Genomic DNA, 16204 nt, shown 5'->3' with positions numbered 1-16204 from the left:
ACCTGCGTAACCAGGAGGAACGACCATGCCGAATGCTATCGGCGATACGCCAACAAGCGGCACCCCCGACACCTCGCCCAGCAGCAAGCAGATCATCGACGAGCCCGCCACGGTCGATCGCTGCCACGAGGACTACGGGCGCGGCGCGGCGGCTCGCACCAACCCCGGCCAGCACGGACTCGTCCGGTGATCCACGCCGTCTTCACCGCCGACCGCCGGGTCCTCGCCCGCTTCGACGACCGCGATCACCCCCACGGCAGCCTCTTCCTCGCCCAGCGCGCACTCCAGACGATCTACCGCGACCACCTCGGCGCCTTCGTCGACGGTCTGTGCACCCAGCACGGCGAACCCAAGACCGACTGCCGTCGCTGCGACGAGCACCTGTCCGTGGTCTGCCTGGAATGCAGCCCCACCCGGGCCTGCCGGCGCCACCACTGACCCACCCCTGACCGGCCGGGCCCGCGCCCACCCTCCCGCGGGCCCGGCCTCTCCTCCGCCCAGGAGCAGCACGTGATGAACGTGATGAACATGGACTTCGAAAAGATCAAGAGGCGTTTGGTCTGGTGGGTCTGCCTCGCCCTCATCGGCGGTGCGGCGGCCAGCATCACCGCGTGGTCTCTCTACGTCGTAGCCCATGACCGCTACGGCGTGCCCAAGCCCCTCGCCATCGGTACAGCAGCCGTATTCGACGGCGCAGCCATGGCCTGCCTGCATCTGGCCGGCCAAGCCGTCCGCGAGCGCCGGTCCGCCCTCGGCCCGCACCTCGCCACCCTGGGCATGGCCGCCGCCTCCGTCTACCTCAACCGCCTCCACGCCGAACTCATCCACGGCGGACGTGGCGCCTTCCTCCTCTTCGCCATGCCCACCGTGGCCCTGCTCCTCCTCGCTGGCCTCTCCTGGTCCGCCCATCGCGCCCGGATGCGGGCCCAGGACGGCGACCGGCCAGCGACCCTGCCCAAGCTCGGGTTCTGGGGCTGGCTCCTCGCCACCGAGGAATCATGGGAGCGCACCAAGACAGAGGTCCGCACCCACGTGACCAGCCCGGACACGGCCCGGACATCCGCCACGCAACCCGCCGCCAAGCCCCGCAAGGCGACTGAGGCCCTGCGCGCTCACTTCGCCGGCATGGACCCGGCCGACGCGATCCGCTTCGCGCACAGTGCCTGCCCCACCGCCACCCTCCAGGAGCTCACCGACGAACTCGCCCTCTACGGCGTCAACGTCACCCCGGTGGGCGTCGGTCTGGTGCTCGGCTACCAGCCCCCGGCGACCACGATCGAACGTCCGGACACGTCCCGGACAACGCCGGACACGCTCCCCCCGCTGCCGCCTGCCAAGCCGCTGACCGGCGCGGACATCCTGTCCGGGCCGCCGGACACTGCCATCGGCGCGATCCGGCAGCTCCTTGACCTCGGCGTCACGGACAAGGACAAGGGTGTCCCGCTGGTCCTGGATGCTCTCGGCCTCGATGACAACCGGCGTGACAGCGTCCGTCGCGCCTTCGAGCGTGAGCTCTCTGAACGGCTAGCGAAGCAGCGGCCCGCCGAACAGCCGCAACTGCCCCTCGGCGACGCGGCTACCGATGGCAAGGGGTTCTACCCGTGACCGCCCTCGACTGCCTCTGGCCTCTTGAACTGGCCCTCGGCCTCATCGCGGTCGTCGCGCTGCGCCGCCACTTGGCGAGCCTCCTCGGCCTCTCCGCACTCCTCCTCATGGCGGCCGCCGCCCTCGCCGCCCTCATCACCCAGTGAGGCCCCCATGCTCGTCCTGATCGCCTGCGGCATCCTTTGCCCACTGATCGCCCGCCGCCTCGCCCCGAAGGCCCGCCTCCTCCACGACATCGCGGACGGCTTCTGTGCGGCCGCTCTCATCCTCGCCGCCCTCGACTGGAACGAGTGGTGACCATGAGCGAGCTGGTCCCGCCTCCACCCGACTACCCGCCCGCCATCGGGCCCCCGCGCCCTCCCGCGGCGGCCCCCCGCCTGACGCCCTGGTGGCAGCAGCAGAGGCCCGAGACGCTCCCGTTCGTCGACGAGCCACTTATGGAAACCCCGCAGCCTGTCCCGTGCTCCGGCGACTGCGCCGACGACAGCGGCTACGAGGAAGAGGAAGAACGCCCGGTGTGGTTCATCCCGGCACCCGGCTACTACCCGGCCGTGCCTACCCCCGCCCCGCCAGCGGCTCTCAGCCCCCGCGCCCGCGCCGCCCTGTACAACCTCACCGCCGCCGGCGCCGGATACGGCCTCGGCCTCACCCCCCTCATCAGCGACGCCATCACCGCCGTCGGCCACACCAGCATCAGCGGCGCCCTCGTCCTCGGTGGCGGCACCTGCCTGGCCACCGCCCACTTCTGGGACCGCCGCACCCGCCACTGGTGGTGCGGCCTCGCCTGGGCTGCCCGCATCCCCCTCGCCTCCGCCGTCCTGGCCCTGGCCCTCTACGCACCCGCCGCCACGACCTGACCCAAGAAGGGGACACCGAGCATGCTTCACCACCTCGTGATCGCAGCAGCCACGCCGGACTTCACCGTCGACAGCGGGCACGTCCTGGGCAGCGTCGGATCCGGCGGGATCGCCCTCGCCCTCACCGGCGTCCTCATCGCCGGCATCCGCCAGCCCAAGAACGGCGGCGGCCCCGAAGGGATCAGCGGAGGAAAGAAGAGCAAAATCCGCAAGCGCCTCACCTCCGACCAGGCCCAGCTGACCGGCATCGCCGCCGGCACCTTCTACATCACCGCCGGCTCGATCTGGACCGCCAGCGGCAACATCTCCGACGCCTTCGCCTCTATCTTCACCAGCGGAGGGTTCGGCAACGTCGGCCTCGGCGCCGTCTCCGCCCTGCTGGCCGCGATCATGTACTACCGGGAACTCCCACCCGCCCGCGCCGCCTTCACCGGCATCCTCTCGGCGGGGATCTGGGCACAGGCCGGCGGCATCTGGGGCCTGCCCGAGGCCCTCGTCCTCACCGGCGCCCACGCCGCAGGCGCCCTCTGATGAACGACACCGAGCAGCCCGGCCGATGGCGGGACGAGCTGCGCCCCTACCTGCCTTCCCGGGGGGCGGCCGAAGCCCTGTGCACGGGCTCGGCCGCGCTCGTCGGCCGAGGTTGGGCATGGATCACCGCCGAGGACTGGCGCACCGCCCTCACCCGCCTCGGCTATGTCGGGGCCGGCGGCTACGTGACGGTGTACATGCTGGCGCACACGGCCGTCCCGCCGTACGTGCTGCCGATCGGGACGGTGGCATGGTGCGCAGCCGCATGGATGCACGCCACTCCCAACGAGCCCGACGAGGACGAGGCGGAGCCTGAGGCGCCCGGACAAGACGAGGACGAGGAGCCGGTGGTGCAGGCCCGCGCGGTCTCGTTGGAAGAACTGTGCGCCCTCGTCCGCACGATCGCCCAGGGAGGCGCCGGCGCCCACCTCTCCGCCCTCGCCGAGCACCTACCCGACGGCCCCCACGACGCCTCCGCCGTACGGGCGCTGTGCGCCGCCCACGGCGTGCCCGTGTCCAAATCCGTACGGCAGCCCGGTCGGTCCGTGTCGACAGGGGTGCGGGTGGCTGACCTCCCGCCCGCTCCCCGAGCCTCGCCCGCGGCCCCTGCTGTAGGTGTAGTTGCCTCAGGTCAGGACGCAGCTACGGGATCGACTACAACTACAGCTACAGCTCGCGAGGAGGGGGCGGCCTGAGGGCCCACCACCGCGTGGAAGCGGTGTTGTTGGTGGACTGCGTGTCTGAATCTCTTCGAAAACATGACGCACACCCGCTGACATCACGCCGCCTGAGCCCTACGGTGATCCCACCCGGAGATGAGAAGGACCATCACCGCTACCCCAAGGGCGGTGCCTGCCCTGTGAGTGGGTGCTCGCCGCAGGCCGCTCGTCTCCCGAAGCGCCTCCGGCAGCCCCCTGGCCGGGGGCGCTTCCTCGTTCATGCCCTTGCCTGCGCGGCGCCGTTACGATGTTGACAACGTTGTCAGACGCCGGGGAGGTGCCGATCGTGAGTGAAGCCGGGACCCCGCGCGACCCGACAGGCAAATGGCTCTACACCCCCGAAGCCGCCCGGCGCGACGCCGAGGCTGCCGAACTCCGCGCCAAGGGCTACTCCTACCGCCGCATCGCTGCCGAGCTCGGCATTGACGTTCACACCGCTCATGACGCTGTCGACCGCGCCCTCAAGGCCATCGTTCAGGAGCCCGCGGAGCAGGTGCGCGCCCTGGAACTGGAGCGGCTGGACCACCTGTACCAGCGGGCCGTTCAGGTGCTGGAGCGCCGGCACGTCACCGTCTCGCAGGGGCGGATCGTCTACGAGGGCGACGAGGCCCTGCAAGACGACGGGCCGGTCCTGCAGGCCATCGACCGGCTTCTGAAGATTCAGGAGCGCCGCGCCCGTCTCCTCGGTCTGGACGCTGCGACCAAGGCCAGCGTCAGCAGCTCCGTCCGCTACGAAATCGTTGGCATCAACGCCGAGGATCTCCAGTGATGACCGCGGCCGACGCCGTCGTCCGGTACGAGCCCCGGGGCGCCGCGCGCGAGCTGTTCAAGACCCGGGACTCCGAAGTCGCCATGGCCGGCCCGGCCGGCACCGGCAAGTCCCTCGCGTGCCTCTATCGCGTCCACTTCGCCGCCTTGAACAACCCCGGGATCCGCTGCCTCGTCGTCCGCAAGACCGCTGTCTCCCTCGGGTCGACCACGCTGGTCACCTTCGAGAAGAAGGTGGCCGCCCACGCTCTGGCTGCGGGCATCGTGCGCTGGTACGGCGGCAGTCCGCGCGAGGCCGCGTGTTACCGCTACGACAACGGGTCCGTGATCGTGGTCGGTGGCATGGACAAGCCCGAGAAGGTGCTGTCCGCGGAGTACGACCTGGTCTTCGTCGACGAGGCCACCGAGCTGACCGAGACCGACTGGGAGACCATCGGGACCCGTCTGCGCAACGGTCGGCTGGGCTGGCAGCAGCAGATCGCCGCCTGCAACCCCGCGCAGCCCACGCATTGGATCAAGCAGCGGTCCGACCGCGGCGGCATGCGCATGCTCCACTCCCGGCACCATGACAACCCCGCCTACGTCAATGCCGACGGCACTCTGACCGAGCAGGGCCGGGACTACATGGGCAAGCTCGACGCCCTCACCGGGGTGCGCCGGCTGCGCTACCGGGACGGCATCTGGGCCGCTGCCGAAGGGGTCATCTACGAGGGCTGGGATGAGGCCCTTCACGTCGTCGAGCCCTTCAAGATCCCGCCGGGCTGGACGCGCTGGCTCGTGGTCGACTTCGGCTTCACCAACCCGTTCTGTGCCCAGTGGTGGGCGGAGGACCGCGACGGCCGGCTGTACATGTACCGGGAGATCTACCGCACGCGCCGCCTGGTCGAGGACCACGCCAAGGACATCCTCAAGCTGGTCACCGACGAGGACGGCGAGTGGACCGAGCCTCGCCCGCGCGCGGTGATCTGCGACCACGACGCCGAAGACCGGGCCACGCTGGAAAAGCACCTGGGCATGTCGACCGTGTCAGCCAAGAAGAGCGTGTCGGACGGGATCCAGGCCGTGCAGTCCCGGCTGAAGGTCCAAGAGGACGGCCGCGCGCGGCTGGTACTGCTTCGCGGCGCGCTGGTGGAGCGGGACCCCGAGCTCGACGCCGCGAAGAAGCCCGCCTGCACGGAGGAAGAGATCACCGGCTATGTGTGGGCGATCAAGCCGGGCGGCGCGCTGAAGGAGGAGCCGGTGAAGGAGAACGATCACGGGATGGACGCCATGCGCTACATGATTGCTGAGCGGGATCTCGGCGCTCGGCCGCGGATGAGGTGGCTGTGATGCACCGCTGGAGGGCTGTCCGCACGTCCGTCCTGACCGTGGCGGGGTTCACCAGTCTCACGGCCTCCGCGTGGGTAGCCTTCGGGCTCGCTGCCGGCCTGGCCGTTCTTGGCGTGTGCCTCCTCGTCATCGAGTTCCTCACCGCTGGGGAGGGCCAGTGAAGTCGCCGCTTCGCACCCTGTTCAACCGGACGCCCGTCCCGTACGTGGGCACCCGGAATCTGTCGCTGCCGTGGCGGCAGCCCACCGGCGCCGAGGCGCAGATGCGCGCCATGGGCAGTGTCGGGACCCTGTTCGCCATCGTCAATCGCACCTCGACCGCGACATCCCAGGTGGAATGGAAGCTGTGGCGGAAGGCGGTCAGCGGCCTGGATGAAGACCGCGTTGAGGTCACCAGCCATGCCGCTCTCGACCTGTGGAACAAGCCCAACCGGTTCTACACGCGGCAGGAGAACGTCGAGACCGTCCAGCAGCACATCGACCTGACCGGCGAGGGCTGGTGGGTCATCTCGCGCAATCCTCGCTCGCCGCTGCCGCTGGAGCTGTGGCCGGTCCGGCCGGACCGCATGCAGCCCATCCCGCACCCGACGGAGTTCCTGACCGGCTACATGTACACCGGTCCGGCGGGTGAGCAGATCCCTCTGAGGGCGGACGAGGTCATCCAGCTGCGCATGCCCAACCCCCTTGACCCGTACCGCGGCATGGGCCCCGTGCAGGCGATCCTGACCGACCTCGACAGCGCCCGGTACTCCGCCGAGTGGAACAAGAACTTCTTCCTCAACGGGGCGGAGCCCGGAGGTGTCATCCAGGTCGACAAGCGCCTGTCGGACGACGAGTTCGACGAGCTCACCGCCCGGTGGAACGAGCAGCACAAGGGCGTAGCGAATGCTCACCGGGTCGCCCTCATCGAGCAAGGTCAATGGGTGGACCGGAAGCTGTCGCAGCGGGACATGCAGTTCGCCGAGCTGCGCTCCGTCTCCAGGGACGTGATCCGCGAAGCGTTCGGGATCCCGAAGTTCGCCCTTGGCGACGTCGACGACGTCAACCGGGCCACCGCCGAGGCATCGAAGGCCTGGTTCGCCGAGTACCTCACCGTGCCTCGCCTGGAGCGCATCAAGGCCGCCCTCAACAACGACCTGCTGCCGCTGTACGGCCCCGAGGCGGTCCGTACGCTGGAGTTCGACTACTGCAGCCCCGTGCCGGCCGACTCCGAAGCCGAGAACGCCGCCTTGACGGCGAAGAGCGCCGCGGTACAGGCACTGGTCAGTGCCGGGGCGTACGGGCCGGAAGTGCTCGCCGCGGTGGGCCTGCCTGAGATCCCCTTCGGACAACCGGGCGCAGACCCCAACCGTGAGCTGCTGATCAAACTCGTCACGACTGCACCGGCGTTGGCGCCGCTGATCCTGCCGATGCTGGGCTTCGAGCTACCCGAACCGCCCACTCCACCGGAGCCGGGCCCGGCTCCGGTGCAGCAACTACCGCCCGAGCCAGGGGCCCGGCAGCCGGCCGCGACCCTCTCGGTTTTCGACCTTGCCCGGGCGCAGCGCGCGCCCCGCTGAATCCGCGCACCGCTGCCGCCCGGCGCGATGGTGCACAATGATGAGCATTGACAACGTTGTCATAGCCCCGGCCAGCACAGACGGGAGGGCGGCGAATGCCCGAACGCGCACACTGCAAGACGGCAAGGCCCCGCGCATCGCTGCGCCAGGGACGCACCGACTGGTACCGGATCACCAACCTCGCCGACGGCGCCGCCGAAGTCTCCATCTACGACGAGATCGGCTACTGGGGCGTCACCGCCTCGGACTTCATAGCCGAGCTGAAGGCGATCGACAGCTCCGAGATCACGCTGCGCCTGAACTCCCCGGGCGGCGAGGTCTTTGACGGCATCGCCATCATGAACGCCTTACGCGCCCACCCGGCCCGCGTGACCACGCACGTCGACGGCATCGCCGCCTCCATCGCGTCCGTCATCGCGATGGCCGGTGACCGCATCGTCATGCAGCCCCACAGCCAGATGATGATCCACGACGGATCGGGGCTGTGCATCGGCAACGCGGCTGACATGCGCGAGATGGCTGATCTGCTGGACAAGCAGTCGGACAACATCGCAGCGATCTATGCCGAGCGGGCCGGCGGCACCGTCAAGCAGTGGCGCACTCGGATGCTCGCCGAGACCTGGTACTCCGCTGACGAGGCCGTCGAGGCGGGACTGGCCGATGAGGTCGCCAAGCCCGCCCGCCGGCCCGAGCCGGGCGAGGCCGGCGAAGAGCAGGTGTCGAACTCCTGGGACCTGTCGGTCTTCCGGTACGCGGGCCGCACCGAGGCGCCAGCCCCGTCGGCCCCGGCGGTCACCAACAGCGCCAGCTCCGATCACGATCACGCGGACGACGGCGGGGAAGAGCCCCCCGAGGCAGGGCACCCCCAGGAGGCCGAGACCGAGCCCGTCTTCGCCTTCGACCCGGCCGCCTTCCGGGCCGCCCTGGACGCCGCCGCCGACCCGATGCCGGACTACGACCCCGGGCACCTGCGCTCGCTCATGGCCGGTCTGGCCAACGACGCCCCGACCGCGCCCGAGCCTCCTCGCCCGGTGGTCGTGCACACCGCGGAGCCGGCCCTGGTAGCGGCGGCCGAGCCGGCTGCTGCCCCAGGTGAAGTGGCCGTCGAGTACTTCCGGACCCTCATGGCCAACGTCGCCACCACCGCGCCGGCCCCACCAGAGCCCGCCGCCCCCGAACCGGCACCCGCCGAGCCGATATCCAGCATCGACCGAACCCTCTTCGAGCGCGCCCTATGGGAGGCACGACTGTGAACACCACCACCGGGGCGGACCCGGAGCGCATCACCATCCCCACCACGGCCGCCGAACTGGAAGCGATGCTCGGCGACAGCAAGCAGATGCAGAAGGTCTTCGCCGACCAGAACGGCGCGTTCGGGGAGTTCATCACCAACTACGCCCGCTCCGTGCACAACCGGGACCTCTCCGTTGCGACCCAGGTCAAGGAGGAGACCCAGCGGGTCCTGGCCGAGTGGCTCCGGGATGAGCAGCCGGAGAGCGTCGGCCGGATCAACCTGACCCCCGAGCACGTGATCGCGCACGGCAGCGCACGCAACAACCTGCACAACCCGCGGGCGATGGGCGCAGCCCTCGACAAGGAGTTCGCCAACTCGGCGGAGTACTTCCGCACGATCTGGCACAACGCCAACCGCACCGCGGACATGCAGGCCAAGCTCACCCGAGTCCGCAACGCCTTCAGCAGCACCGTTCCCTCCGAGGGCGGATTCCTCATCCCCGAGACCCTCCGCTCGGAAATGCTGCGCGTCTCGCTGGAGACCTCCATCGTCCGGCCGCGCGCCCGCGTCATCCCGATGGAGACGCTGCGGGTGCCGTTCCCGGCGATCGACTCCACCAGCAACGTGAGCTCCGTGTACGGCGGTGTGGTCGGCTACTGGACCGAGGAAGGCGCCGCGCTCACCGCGTCGCAGGCCGCGTTCTCCCGGATCGTGCTGGACGCCAAGAAGCTCACCGCGTACAGCGAGGTCCCCAACGAGCTCATCTCCGACAGCGCCATCTCGTTCCAGGCGTTCCTGGACGAGATCTTCCCCGAGGCCCTCGGCTTCTACGAGGACATCGCCTTCATCAAGGGCTCCGGCGTCGGCGAGCCCCTCGGCGTCCTCGACGGCAACAACAGCGCGATCATCGCGGTGGCCAAGGAGACCGGGCAGACGGCCGACACGATCGTGTGGGAGAACATCGTCAAGATGTACTCCCGGATGCTCCCGTCGTCCCTGAACCGGGCGGTGTGGATCGCCTCCAACGACACCTTCCCCGAGCTGGCCACGATGGCGCTCAGCGTCGGCACGGGCGGCTCCGCGGTGTGGCTGAACAACGGGGTCGAAGGCCCGCCCATGACGATCCTGGGCCGGCCGGTCATCTTCACGGAGAAGGCCCCGGGGCTGCTCGGCGACCAGGGCGACATCAGCTTCGTCGACTTCGGCTTCTACCTGATCGGCGACCGGCAGGTCATGTCCGCGATGTCGTCGCCGCACTTCAAGTTCCAGAACGATCAGACGGCGTACCGGATCATCCAGCGCGTCGACGGCCGGCCGTGGCTGCAGTCCGCGATCACCCCGCAGAACAACGGCCCCACCCTGTCGCCCTTCGTCCAGCTCGCTGCCCGCTGACCAGCACAAGGAGATCTGACCATGGAAGCCCTCGGGCGTCTCTTCGATGTGGTCGTGGGATCGGCGCCCGCCGACTCCGTGGCCGGAGCGATCACCGGCAACCGCGTGCATCTCAAGAACGCGGGCGGCTGCACCATCCTCGTCCTCACCGACGGCGGGTCGACCGACATCCTCGACGTCGACCTCCAGCAGGCCACCGCCGCCAGCGGCGGCACGATCGGTGACCTCGACATCATCACGCACTACTACCTGAAGGAAGCGACGACCTTCGCCGGGTCGGAGACCTGGTCGAAGGTCACGCAGTCCGCGGCCTCCGAGATCACCAACGCCGGATCCGCGTCCAAGCAGACGCTCCTCGTCATCGAGGTCGAGGCGACGCAGCTGTCCGACGGCTACGAGTGGATCTCCCTGAACGTCCCGGACCAGGGCACCAACGGCACCAAGTACACCGCCGTGCTCTACCTGCTCCGCGACCTCGACGTCCAGCGTGCCCCCACCAGCCTCGTCAACCCCAACGCCTGAGAGGAGCGGTAGACCATGAGCACGATCATCCAGGGCAACCAGGTCCGCTCCATTCTCTTCGGCGTCCGTGTCTCCAAGTCCTACGCCGCCTTCGCCGCCGAGACCGCCACGCTGTTCACGGTGACCGGCGGGAAGGTGCTGGTGACCAGCCTCGTCGGCGAGGTCACCACCGCCATCACCGTCGCCAACACGGTGAAGCTGCAGGCCAACCCCACCACGGGCACGACCAAGGACCTGTGCGCGGCCACCGACATCGGCACCACGGACACCCCCGTCGGTGACCTGCTGTCCTTCCAGGGCCTGACCGGCGACTCGATCCTGCACGGGCCGGGCGCGGTGCCGACGCTGAAGCAGCCCCTCGTGATCAACACCGGCACCATCGAGCAGGTCACCACCGGCACGGGCCCGGACGGCGCCGTGACGTGGGTGCTGACCTACGTGCCCCTCGATGACGGCGCGGCCGTGGTGGCGGCGTAGCCATGCCGAAGACGTCACGCCACCGCGGCGGCACCATCAGCGGCCTTGCGCAGACCCAGGAGCAGGAACCCCTGCTCCTGGGCAAGCGCATCGTCGTCCGGGACGGCCGGATCGAGTTCATGGACGGCACCGGCACCCTGCCGGACACCGTTCTCGATCGCGACTCGGCCGGCCTGCTGCGTCTGACGGGCGGGTGGCGGCTGGAGGGCGCGGCGTCGACCACGGACACGGTGACAGTCCGGGTGGCGGGTGACGCCGTGGCCCGGCTCGTGGTCAACGCCGACGGCAAGATCGAGTGGGGCTCGGGCGCGGCAGCGGCCGACACCAACCTCTACCGCAGCGGCGCGGACACGCTGGCCACCGATGACGCCCTGACCGTGGGCGGGTACACGACGCTCCAGGGCGCCCAGACCAACGGCGACTTCGCCAGCCTCGGCGACGTCACGATCGGCACGGTCGGCAAGGGCCTGAAGGTCAAGGAAGGCGCCAACGCCTGCATGGGCACGGCCACCCTCGTGGCCGGCGCGGCCACCGTGGCCACGACCAAAGTCACGGCGAATTCGCGGGTCTTCCTGACCAGCCAGGTCGACGGCGGAACCCCCGGGTGGCTGCGGGTCTCGGCGCGCTCGGCCGGCACGAGCTTCACCGTGACCTCCAGCTCGAACACCGACACGAGCACCGTCGCTTGGATCATCGTGGAGCCGGCCTCATGACGCTCTGGACCTGTGACGAATGCACGACGAAGTACGCCGTGGGTCTCTTCCGCTGCCCGCGCTGCCACTCCACGGCCTTCCACGAGGAGGGGTCCATGCCGAAGATCGCCCGCCACGTCGGCGCCACGAACGCCGGTGCTGCCTCCGCTCCCGAGCCCCCGGAGGCGGCACCGGCCACCGAACCCGCGGTCACCGCGCCCGATCCGGACGCCGCCCCGCTACCGGAGGAGGACACCGCATGTCCTGGTACCAGCTCCTCGACATCTACGCCGACGCCGCTGATGACCAGCGAGCCGAGCGCATCCGGGCGCGGCAAGCGTGCCCGCAAGACGGCGAGCCGCTCCGCGAAGGACCCGATGGAGAGCTCTTCTGTCCCTTCGACGGATGGCGACCCGACGGGTCCTACGTCGGAGCCTGACGAGACCAGCGACGACGACACGAACTGACCCCGGGCCCCGGCGACACGGTGAGAGGAGGTGACCGGCGATGGGCGTGTGGTACGCCACCCGCGAGGACGTGAAGGACGCGCTCGATGTGAAGGAGACCGCGCGCGCCAACAGCAGGATCGACCGCGCCATCGAGGCGGCCTCCAGGAGCGTGGAAGGGCTGCTGCACCGCCGGTTCTACCCCCTGACCGCGACGCGGTACTGGGACTGGCCCAATGAGCAGACCGCGAGGCCGTGGCGGCTGTGGCTGGACGACAGCGAGCTGATCTCTGTCGCCTCTCTCTCGTCGGGCGGGGTGACGATCGGGTCGAGCGCGTACAACCTGGAGCCGAACCGGACGGGTCCGCCGTACAGCCGCATCGAACTCAAGCTCTCCACCAGCGCCTCATTCGGTGGCGGCAGCACCCACCAGCGGGACATCACCGTCACCGGCCTGTGGGGCTACAGCAACGACGAGACCTACGTGGCCGACGTGGACGAGTCGATGACCCTCACCGAGACCGACCTGGACGTCACCACCTCGGCCGGCATCGGCGTCGGGGCCGTCCTGCGGGTCGGCGCCGAACGGCTCCTCGTCATGGAGAAGTCGATGAAGGACACGCTCGTCGACCTCCCCGCCCCTATGACCGCGTCTGCCGCCGACGTCACTGTGCAGGGCGTGAGCGCCGGCTTCTCCGTCGGGGAGGTCATCCTGCTGGACTCCGAGCGCATGCTTATCGTGGACAAGACTGCCACCAGCCTGACCGTAAAGCGGGCCTGGGACGGCTCGACCCTGGCAGCGCACACCGGATCCGACATCTACGCACTCCGCACGCTGACCGTGACCCGCGGGGCGCTCGGCACGACCGCGGCGACGATGAGCGCGGGTGACGACATCTACCGGTGGAACCCCCCGGGCCCGGTGCAGACCCTGACCATCGCCGAGGCCAGCAACACCCTCCTCCAGGAGCCGGCCGGGTACGCGCGCACGGTGCGGGCGCAGACCGGCACCGGCACGCGCAGCATCGCCGCGGTGACCGCGAGCCTCGAAGAGCTGCGCGCCCAGGTGTACGGCAGTCACGGCCGCAAGGCCCGGACAAGGGCGGTGTAGGCGATGCCTGGAATTGATTTCGACGCCCGCATGATCCGCCGGGGCCCCATGTTCGACGGGCGCACGGCCGCAGCCCTGCACACCTACGGCGACCAGGTGGGGTACAAGGTCGCCACCTACGCCGAGGACCAGATCCAAGCCCGCCTGCGGGAGGTGCTGCAGCACCCCACGGGCTACTACCAGTCGCGGATCACCGTGGACCGGGCCGGCAGCGGCTACCGGGTCTCGGACGGCGGCGTGATCTACGGGCCGTGGCTGGAGGGCACCGGCTCCCGCAACAGCCCCGTGACCCGCTTCCCCGGGTACGCCACCTTCCGCCGCACCAAGGCCCTCGTGGACCGCAAGGCCCCGCAGATCGCCTATGAGCTGCTGGCCCGGTACAAGGCGATGGGGATGCTCTGATGACCTTGAACGTGAGCGGCATCCTCGACTCGGTGGTTTCCCACGCCATGAGCCTGGGCTACTTCGAGGCCGTCAACGGCCACGAACCCCAGTCCCCGCCGACCACGGGGCTGACGGCCGCGGTGTGGGTGGAGCAGATCGGCCCGGCCGTCGGCGCCTCCGGCCTGGCCGCGACATCGACACGGCTTGCGTTCTGCGTGCGTCTGTACACGTCGCTGCTGCAGCAGCCGGCCGACGCGATCGACCCGCAGTTGATGGCCGCCCTGGACGCTCTCATGGCCGCCTACAGCGGGGACTTCACGCTCGGCGGCGCGGTGCGGCAGGTCGACCTGCTCGGGGCTTTCGGTGACCCGCTCTCAGCACGGGCTGGCTACCTCATCGAGTCCGGGGCGGAGTACCGGGTGATGACGGTGACCCTGCCCGTGATCGTCAACGACCTTTGGGACGAGGTGCCGTAATGGCCAAGCAATCAGGCCTCGGGGACAATTTCTACATCGCCGGATACGACCTCAGCGGTGACATCGGCAGCCTCAGCAACGTCGGCGGGGGCATCACCCCGATCGAGGTCACGGGCATCGACAAGTCTGCGCAGGAGCGCATCGGCGGCCGGCGCGACGGCCGGATGCAGTTCTCGACCTTCTTCAATCCGGCGACTGACCGCGCCCACCTGCGGCTGTCGGCGCTGCCGACTACGGATGTGATCGCGTCGTACTTCCGCGGCACCACGCTGGGGGGCGCGTCCGCGAACATTGTCGCCAAGCAGATCAACTACGACGGCAACCGCGACAACGCCGGCGCCTTCACCTTCACCGTCGAGGCCCAGGCAAACGGCTACGGCGTCGAGTGGGGCAGGAGCCTGACCGCAGGAAAGCGGACGGACGGCTCCGCGACGAACGGCTCGTCGGTGGACTTCGGGACCGGCTCCACCGCATTCGGCCTGCAGGCCTATCTGCACGTCTTCGCGTTCACCGGCACGTCCGTCACGGTCAAGATCCAGGAGAGCAGCGACGACGGCGCGGGCGACGCCTGGGCCGACGTGACCGGCGGCGCCTTCACCGCCGCGACCGGCATCACCTCGGAGCGCATCGCCACAGCCTCCGGGCAGACCGTTGAACGGTATCTCCGTGTGGTGACCACGGGCACCTTCAGCAATGCAGTCTTCGCCGTGTCGGTCGTCCGCAATGCCACGGCGGTGAGCTTCTGATGGACCGTCCCATGATCCGCGCGGACCGGGAGCTGCTGGCCCCCGGCGCCTACCAGACGTACAGCATCACCTCGCCGCGCGACACCACTCTCCGGGCGGCCTGCGAGCAGGTCGACTGCGTGGCCTGGCGGCACGGCTGGCAGTCGGCCATCGACGAGGCCACCGAGCTCGGCCGCACGCAGGCCGCCTACATCCGGACCCAGTCGCGGCGCACCTTCCGCGAGCAGCGCACCAGCGAGGGCCTGACGGTCTTCGTGTTCGAGCCGGGGCAGCGGTGTTTCGCCGATCACCGGACACGGCCGGAGATCTACCTGGTGCGTGACGGTGACTGGCGCGAGAACCCCACCGGCCGTTCCCGGCAGCATCAGCGGGCCGCGGATTGGGTCGAGGACTTCGGCGAGCACCAGCTTCGCCTCGTCGAGCAGCAGAAGAAGGGATGACCAGCCATGGCAAAGGAATCGGGTCTCGGGTGGACGACCTGCTCGGTCGACGACAGCAGCGGCACCGCGCGGGCCATCAAGAATGATGTGACCCACCTGCAGTTCGCTACGCCGCGGGCGGTGCAGGACATCACCGGTATCGACAAGTCCGCGATGGAGCGGCTGCTGCTGCTCGCGGATTTCTCGGTGACGCTCAACGGCGTGTTCAACGATGCCGCGAACCAGTCGCATGACGTGTTCAAGACGGTGCCGTCGACGTCGGTGACGCGGACCATCACGCTGGCGGTGTCGGGTCAGACGCTCGCCAACGAGGTCCTGTTCACGGACTACCCGCTGACCCGCTCGAACTCCGGCGAACTCACCTGGGCCGTGCCGGGCGTGCTGGCTGACGGCACTGTGCCGACCTGGACGTAAGACAGCGAACAAGGGGCCTGAGATGGGTTACAAGCGCAATCCCAAGGTGTACCGGCTGAAATTCAAGGACGGCGACATGGCCGGCCTGGAAGTGACGCTGCGGTCGGTGTCGGTGGGGCAGTCCATCGCCCTCGGCGCCCTGGGTTCCGATACCTCCAACGGCGACACGATGGAGCGGATGGTCGAGCTCCTCGCCGAGCGGATCGTGGAGTGGAACCTGGAGGACGAGAACGGGGTCCCGGTGCCGCCAACGCTGGAGGCACTCAAGAACGAGGACCTGGACTTCATCCTCGCGATCATCAACGAGTGGACGAGCGCGGCTGCGGGTGTCCCGGCCCCTTTGGGGAGTCCCTCGCCCTCTGGCGAAACTTCCCCGGAGGCGTCACTTCCGATGGAACCGTTGTCCGCGAGCCTGGCGAGCTGAGGCACGCCAAATTCATCCTCGGCCTGTGCGACCGCTGGCACAAGCTGCCGAGCGAAGTACTGGCGGAACCGGCGGAATT

Annotated in this window: 25 protein-coding genes; all 25 read left to right on the top strand. The window is 69.4% G+C overall.

Annotated elements, in window-relative coordinates; genetic code table 11:
- The first annotated feature begins 25 nt into the window (after positions 1-25).
- Positions 26-190: a hypothetical protein gene (locus tag ACOTKD_RS28305; protein ID WP_424891809.1), complete on the top strand. Its 165-nt coding sequence runs from the start codon at positions 26-28 to the stop codon at positions 188-190.
- Positions 187-438, top strand: coding sequence for a hypothetical protein (locus ACOTKD_RS28300; RefSeq protein WP_424891808.1), 252 nt, complete (start codon positions 187-189; stop codon positions 436-438). Before ACOTKD_RS28305 ends, ACOTKD_RS28300 begins: the two co-directional genes overlap by 4 nt.
- Positions 439-513: 75 nt before the next feature.
- On the top strand, positions 514-1605 hold the full coding sequence (locus ACOTKD_RS28295) for a hypothetical protein (protein WP_424891807.1): 1092 nt from the start codon (positions 514-516) through the stop codon (positions 1603-1605).
- Positions 1602-1751: a hypothetical protein gene (locus ACOTKD_RS28290; RefSeq protein WP_424891806.1), complete on the top strand. Its 150-nt coding sequence runs from the start codon at positions 1602-1604 to the stop codon at positions 1749-1751. The genes ACOTKD_RS28295 and ACOTKD_RS28290 overlap by 4 nt, the downstream gene beginning before the upstream one ends.
- 7 nt (positions 1752-1758) lie before the next feature.
- Positions 1759-1902: a hypothetical protein gene (locus ACOTKD_RS28285; RefSeq protein WP_424891805.1), complete on the top strand. Its 144-nt coding sequence runs from the start codon at positions 1759-1761 to the stop codon at positions 1900-1902.
- 2 nt (positions 1903-1904) lie between these two features.
- Complete coding sequence (locus tag ACOTKD_RS28280) at positions 1905-2462, top strand: hypothetical protein (RefSeq protein ID WP_424891804.1); 558 nt, start codon at positions 1905-1907, stop codon at positions 2460-2462.
- Between the two features lie 21 nt (positions 2463-2483).
- Positions 2484-2993, top strand: a complete 510-nt coding sequence (locus tag ACOTKD_RS28275; RefSeq protein WP_424891803.1) for a hypothetical protein — start codon at positions 2484-2486, stop codon at positions 2991-2993.
- Positions 2993-3688 carry a hypothetical protein gene (locus ACOTKD_RS28270; protein ID WP_424891802.1) on the top strand — a complete coding sequence of 232 codons (696 nt, stop codon included), beginning with the start codon at positions 2993-2995 and terminating at the stop codon, positions 3686-3688. The genes ACOTKD_RS28275 and ACOTKD_RS28270 overlap by 1 nt, the downstream gene beginning before the upstream one ends.
- A 310-nt stretch (positions 3689-3998) precedes the next feature.
- Complete coding sequence (locus tag ACOTKD_RS28265) at positions 3999-4481, top strand: hypothetical protein (protein ID WP_424891801.1); 483 nt, start codon at positions 3999-4001, stop codon at positions 4479-4481.
- Entirely contained in the window at positions 4481-5809 is a 1329-nt protein-coding gene (locus ACOTKD_RS28260; RefSeq protein ID WP_424891800.1) for a phage terminase large subunit, read from the top strand. Before ACOTKD_RS28265 ends, ACOTKD_RS28260 begins: the two co-directional genes overlap by 1 nt.
- Entirely contained in the window at positions 5809-5970 is a 162-nt protein-coding gene (locus tag ACOTKD_RS28255) for a hypothetical protein (RefSeq protein ID WP_424891799.1), read from the top strand. Before ACOTKD_RS28260 ends, ACOTKD_RS28255 begins: the two co-directional genes overlap by 1 nt.
- Positions 5967-7367 (top strand): phage portal protein, encoded by a 1401-nt coding sequence (locus ACOTKD_RS28250; protein WP_424891798.1) that lies wholly within the window; start codon positions 5967-5969, stop codon positions 7365-7367. The genes ACOTKD_RS28255 and ACOTKD_RS28250 overlap by 4 nt, the downstream gene beginning before the upstream one ends.
- Before the next feature lie 95 nt (positions 7368-7462).
- Entirely contained in the window at positions 7463-8620 is a 1158-nt protein-coding gene (locus ACOTKD_RS28245; protein ID WP_424891797.1) for a head maturation protease, ClpP-related, read from the top strand.
- Positions 8617-9993: a phage major capsid protein gene (locus tag ACOTKD_RS28240; RefSeq protein WP_424891796.1), complete on the top strand. Its 1377-nt coding sequence runs from the start codon at positions 8617-8619 to the stop codon at positions 9991-9993. The genes ACOTKD_RS28245 and ACOTKD_RS28240 overlap by 4 nt, the downstream gene beginning before the upstream one ends.
- Positions 9994-10014: 21 nt before the next feature.
- Positions 10015-10515 (top strand): hypothetical protein, encoded by a 501-nt coding sequence (locus ACOTKD_RS28235; protein ID WP_424891795.1) that lies wholly within the window; start codon positions 10015-10017, stop codon positions 10513-10515.
- 15 nt (positions 10516-10530) lie between these two features.
- Positions 10531-10992 (top strand): hypothetical protein, encoded by a 462-nt coding sequence (locus tag ACOTKD_RS28230; protein ID WP_424891794.1) that lies wholly within the window; start codon positions 10531-10533, stop codon positions 10990-10992.
- Between the two features lie 2 nt (positions 10993-10994).
- Positions 10995-11705, top strand: a complete 711-nt coding sequence (locus ACOTKD_RS28225) for a hypothetical protein (RefSeq protein WP_424891793.1) — start codon at positions 10995-10997, stop codon at positions 11703-11705.
- A complete protein-coding gene (locus ACOTKD_RS28220; RefSeq protein ID WP_424891792.1) occupies positions 11702-12151 on the top strand; it encodes a hypothetical protein in 450 nt (149 codons plus the stop codon). Before ACOTKD_RS28225 ends, ACOTKD_RS28220 begins: the two co-directional genes overlap by 4 nt.
- A gap of 40 nt (positions 12152-12191) precedes the next feature.
- Positions 12192-13241: a hypothetical protein gene (locus ACOTKD_RS28215; RefSeq protein WP_424891791.1), complete on the top strand. Its 1050-nt coding sequence runs from the start codon at positions 12192-12194 to the stop codon at positions 13239-13241.
- A gap of 3 nt (positions 13242-13244) precedes the next feature.
- Positions 13245-13643: a hypothetical protein gene (locus ACOTKD_RS28210; protein WP_424891790.1), complete on the top strand. Its 399-nt coding sequence runs from the start codon at positions 13245-13247 to the stop codon at positions 13641-13643.
- On the top strand, positions 13643-14101 hold the full coding sequence (locus tag ACOTKD_RS28205) for a hypothetical protein (protein WP_424891789.1): 459 nt from the start codon (positions 13643-13645) through the stop codon (positions 14099-14101). Before ACOTKD_RS28210 ends, ACOTKD_RS28205 begins: the two co-directional genes overlap by 1 nt.
- A complete protein-coding gene (locus ACOTKD_RS28200) occupies positions 14101-14847 on the top strand; it encodes a hypothetical protein (protein WP_424891788.1) in 747 nt (248 codons plus the stop codon). Before ACOTKD_RS28205 ends, ACOTKD_RS28200 begins: the two co-directional genes overlap by 1 nt.
- An 11-nt stretch (positions 14848-14858) precedes the next feature.
- Positions 14859-15287, top strand: coding sequence for a hypothetical protein (locus ACOTKD_RS28195; RefSeq protein WP_424891787.1), 429 nt, complete (start codon positions 14859-14861; stop codon positions 15285-15287).
- A gap of 6 nt (positions 15288-15293) precedes the next feature.
- A complete protein-coding gene (locus ACOTKD_RS28190) occupies positions 15294-15701 on the top strand; it encodes a hypothetical protein (RefSeq protein ID WP_424891786.1) in 408 nt (135 codons plus the stop codon).
- 22 nt (positions 15702-15723) lie between these two features.
- Positions 15724-16125, top strand: a complete 402-nt coding sequence (locus ACOTKD_RS28185; RefSeq protein WP_424891785.1) for a hypothetical protein — start codon at positions 15724-15726, stop codon at positions 16123-16125.
- Positions 16126-16204: the final 79 nt, after the last annotated feature.

This window comes from Streptomyces sp. XH2, assembly GCF_049725035.1.
In the GTDB taxonomy this organism is placed as follows: Bacteria; Actinomycetota; Actinomycetes; order Streptomycetales; family Streptomycetaceae; genus Streptomyces; species Streptomyces roseoverticillatus.
Note: the sequence above shows the minus strand (reverse complement) of the source record. Positions and strands in the feature narration are given on the sequence as shown.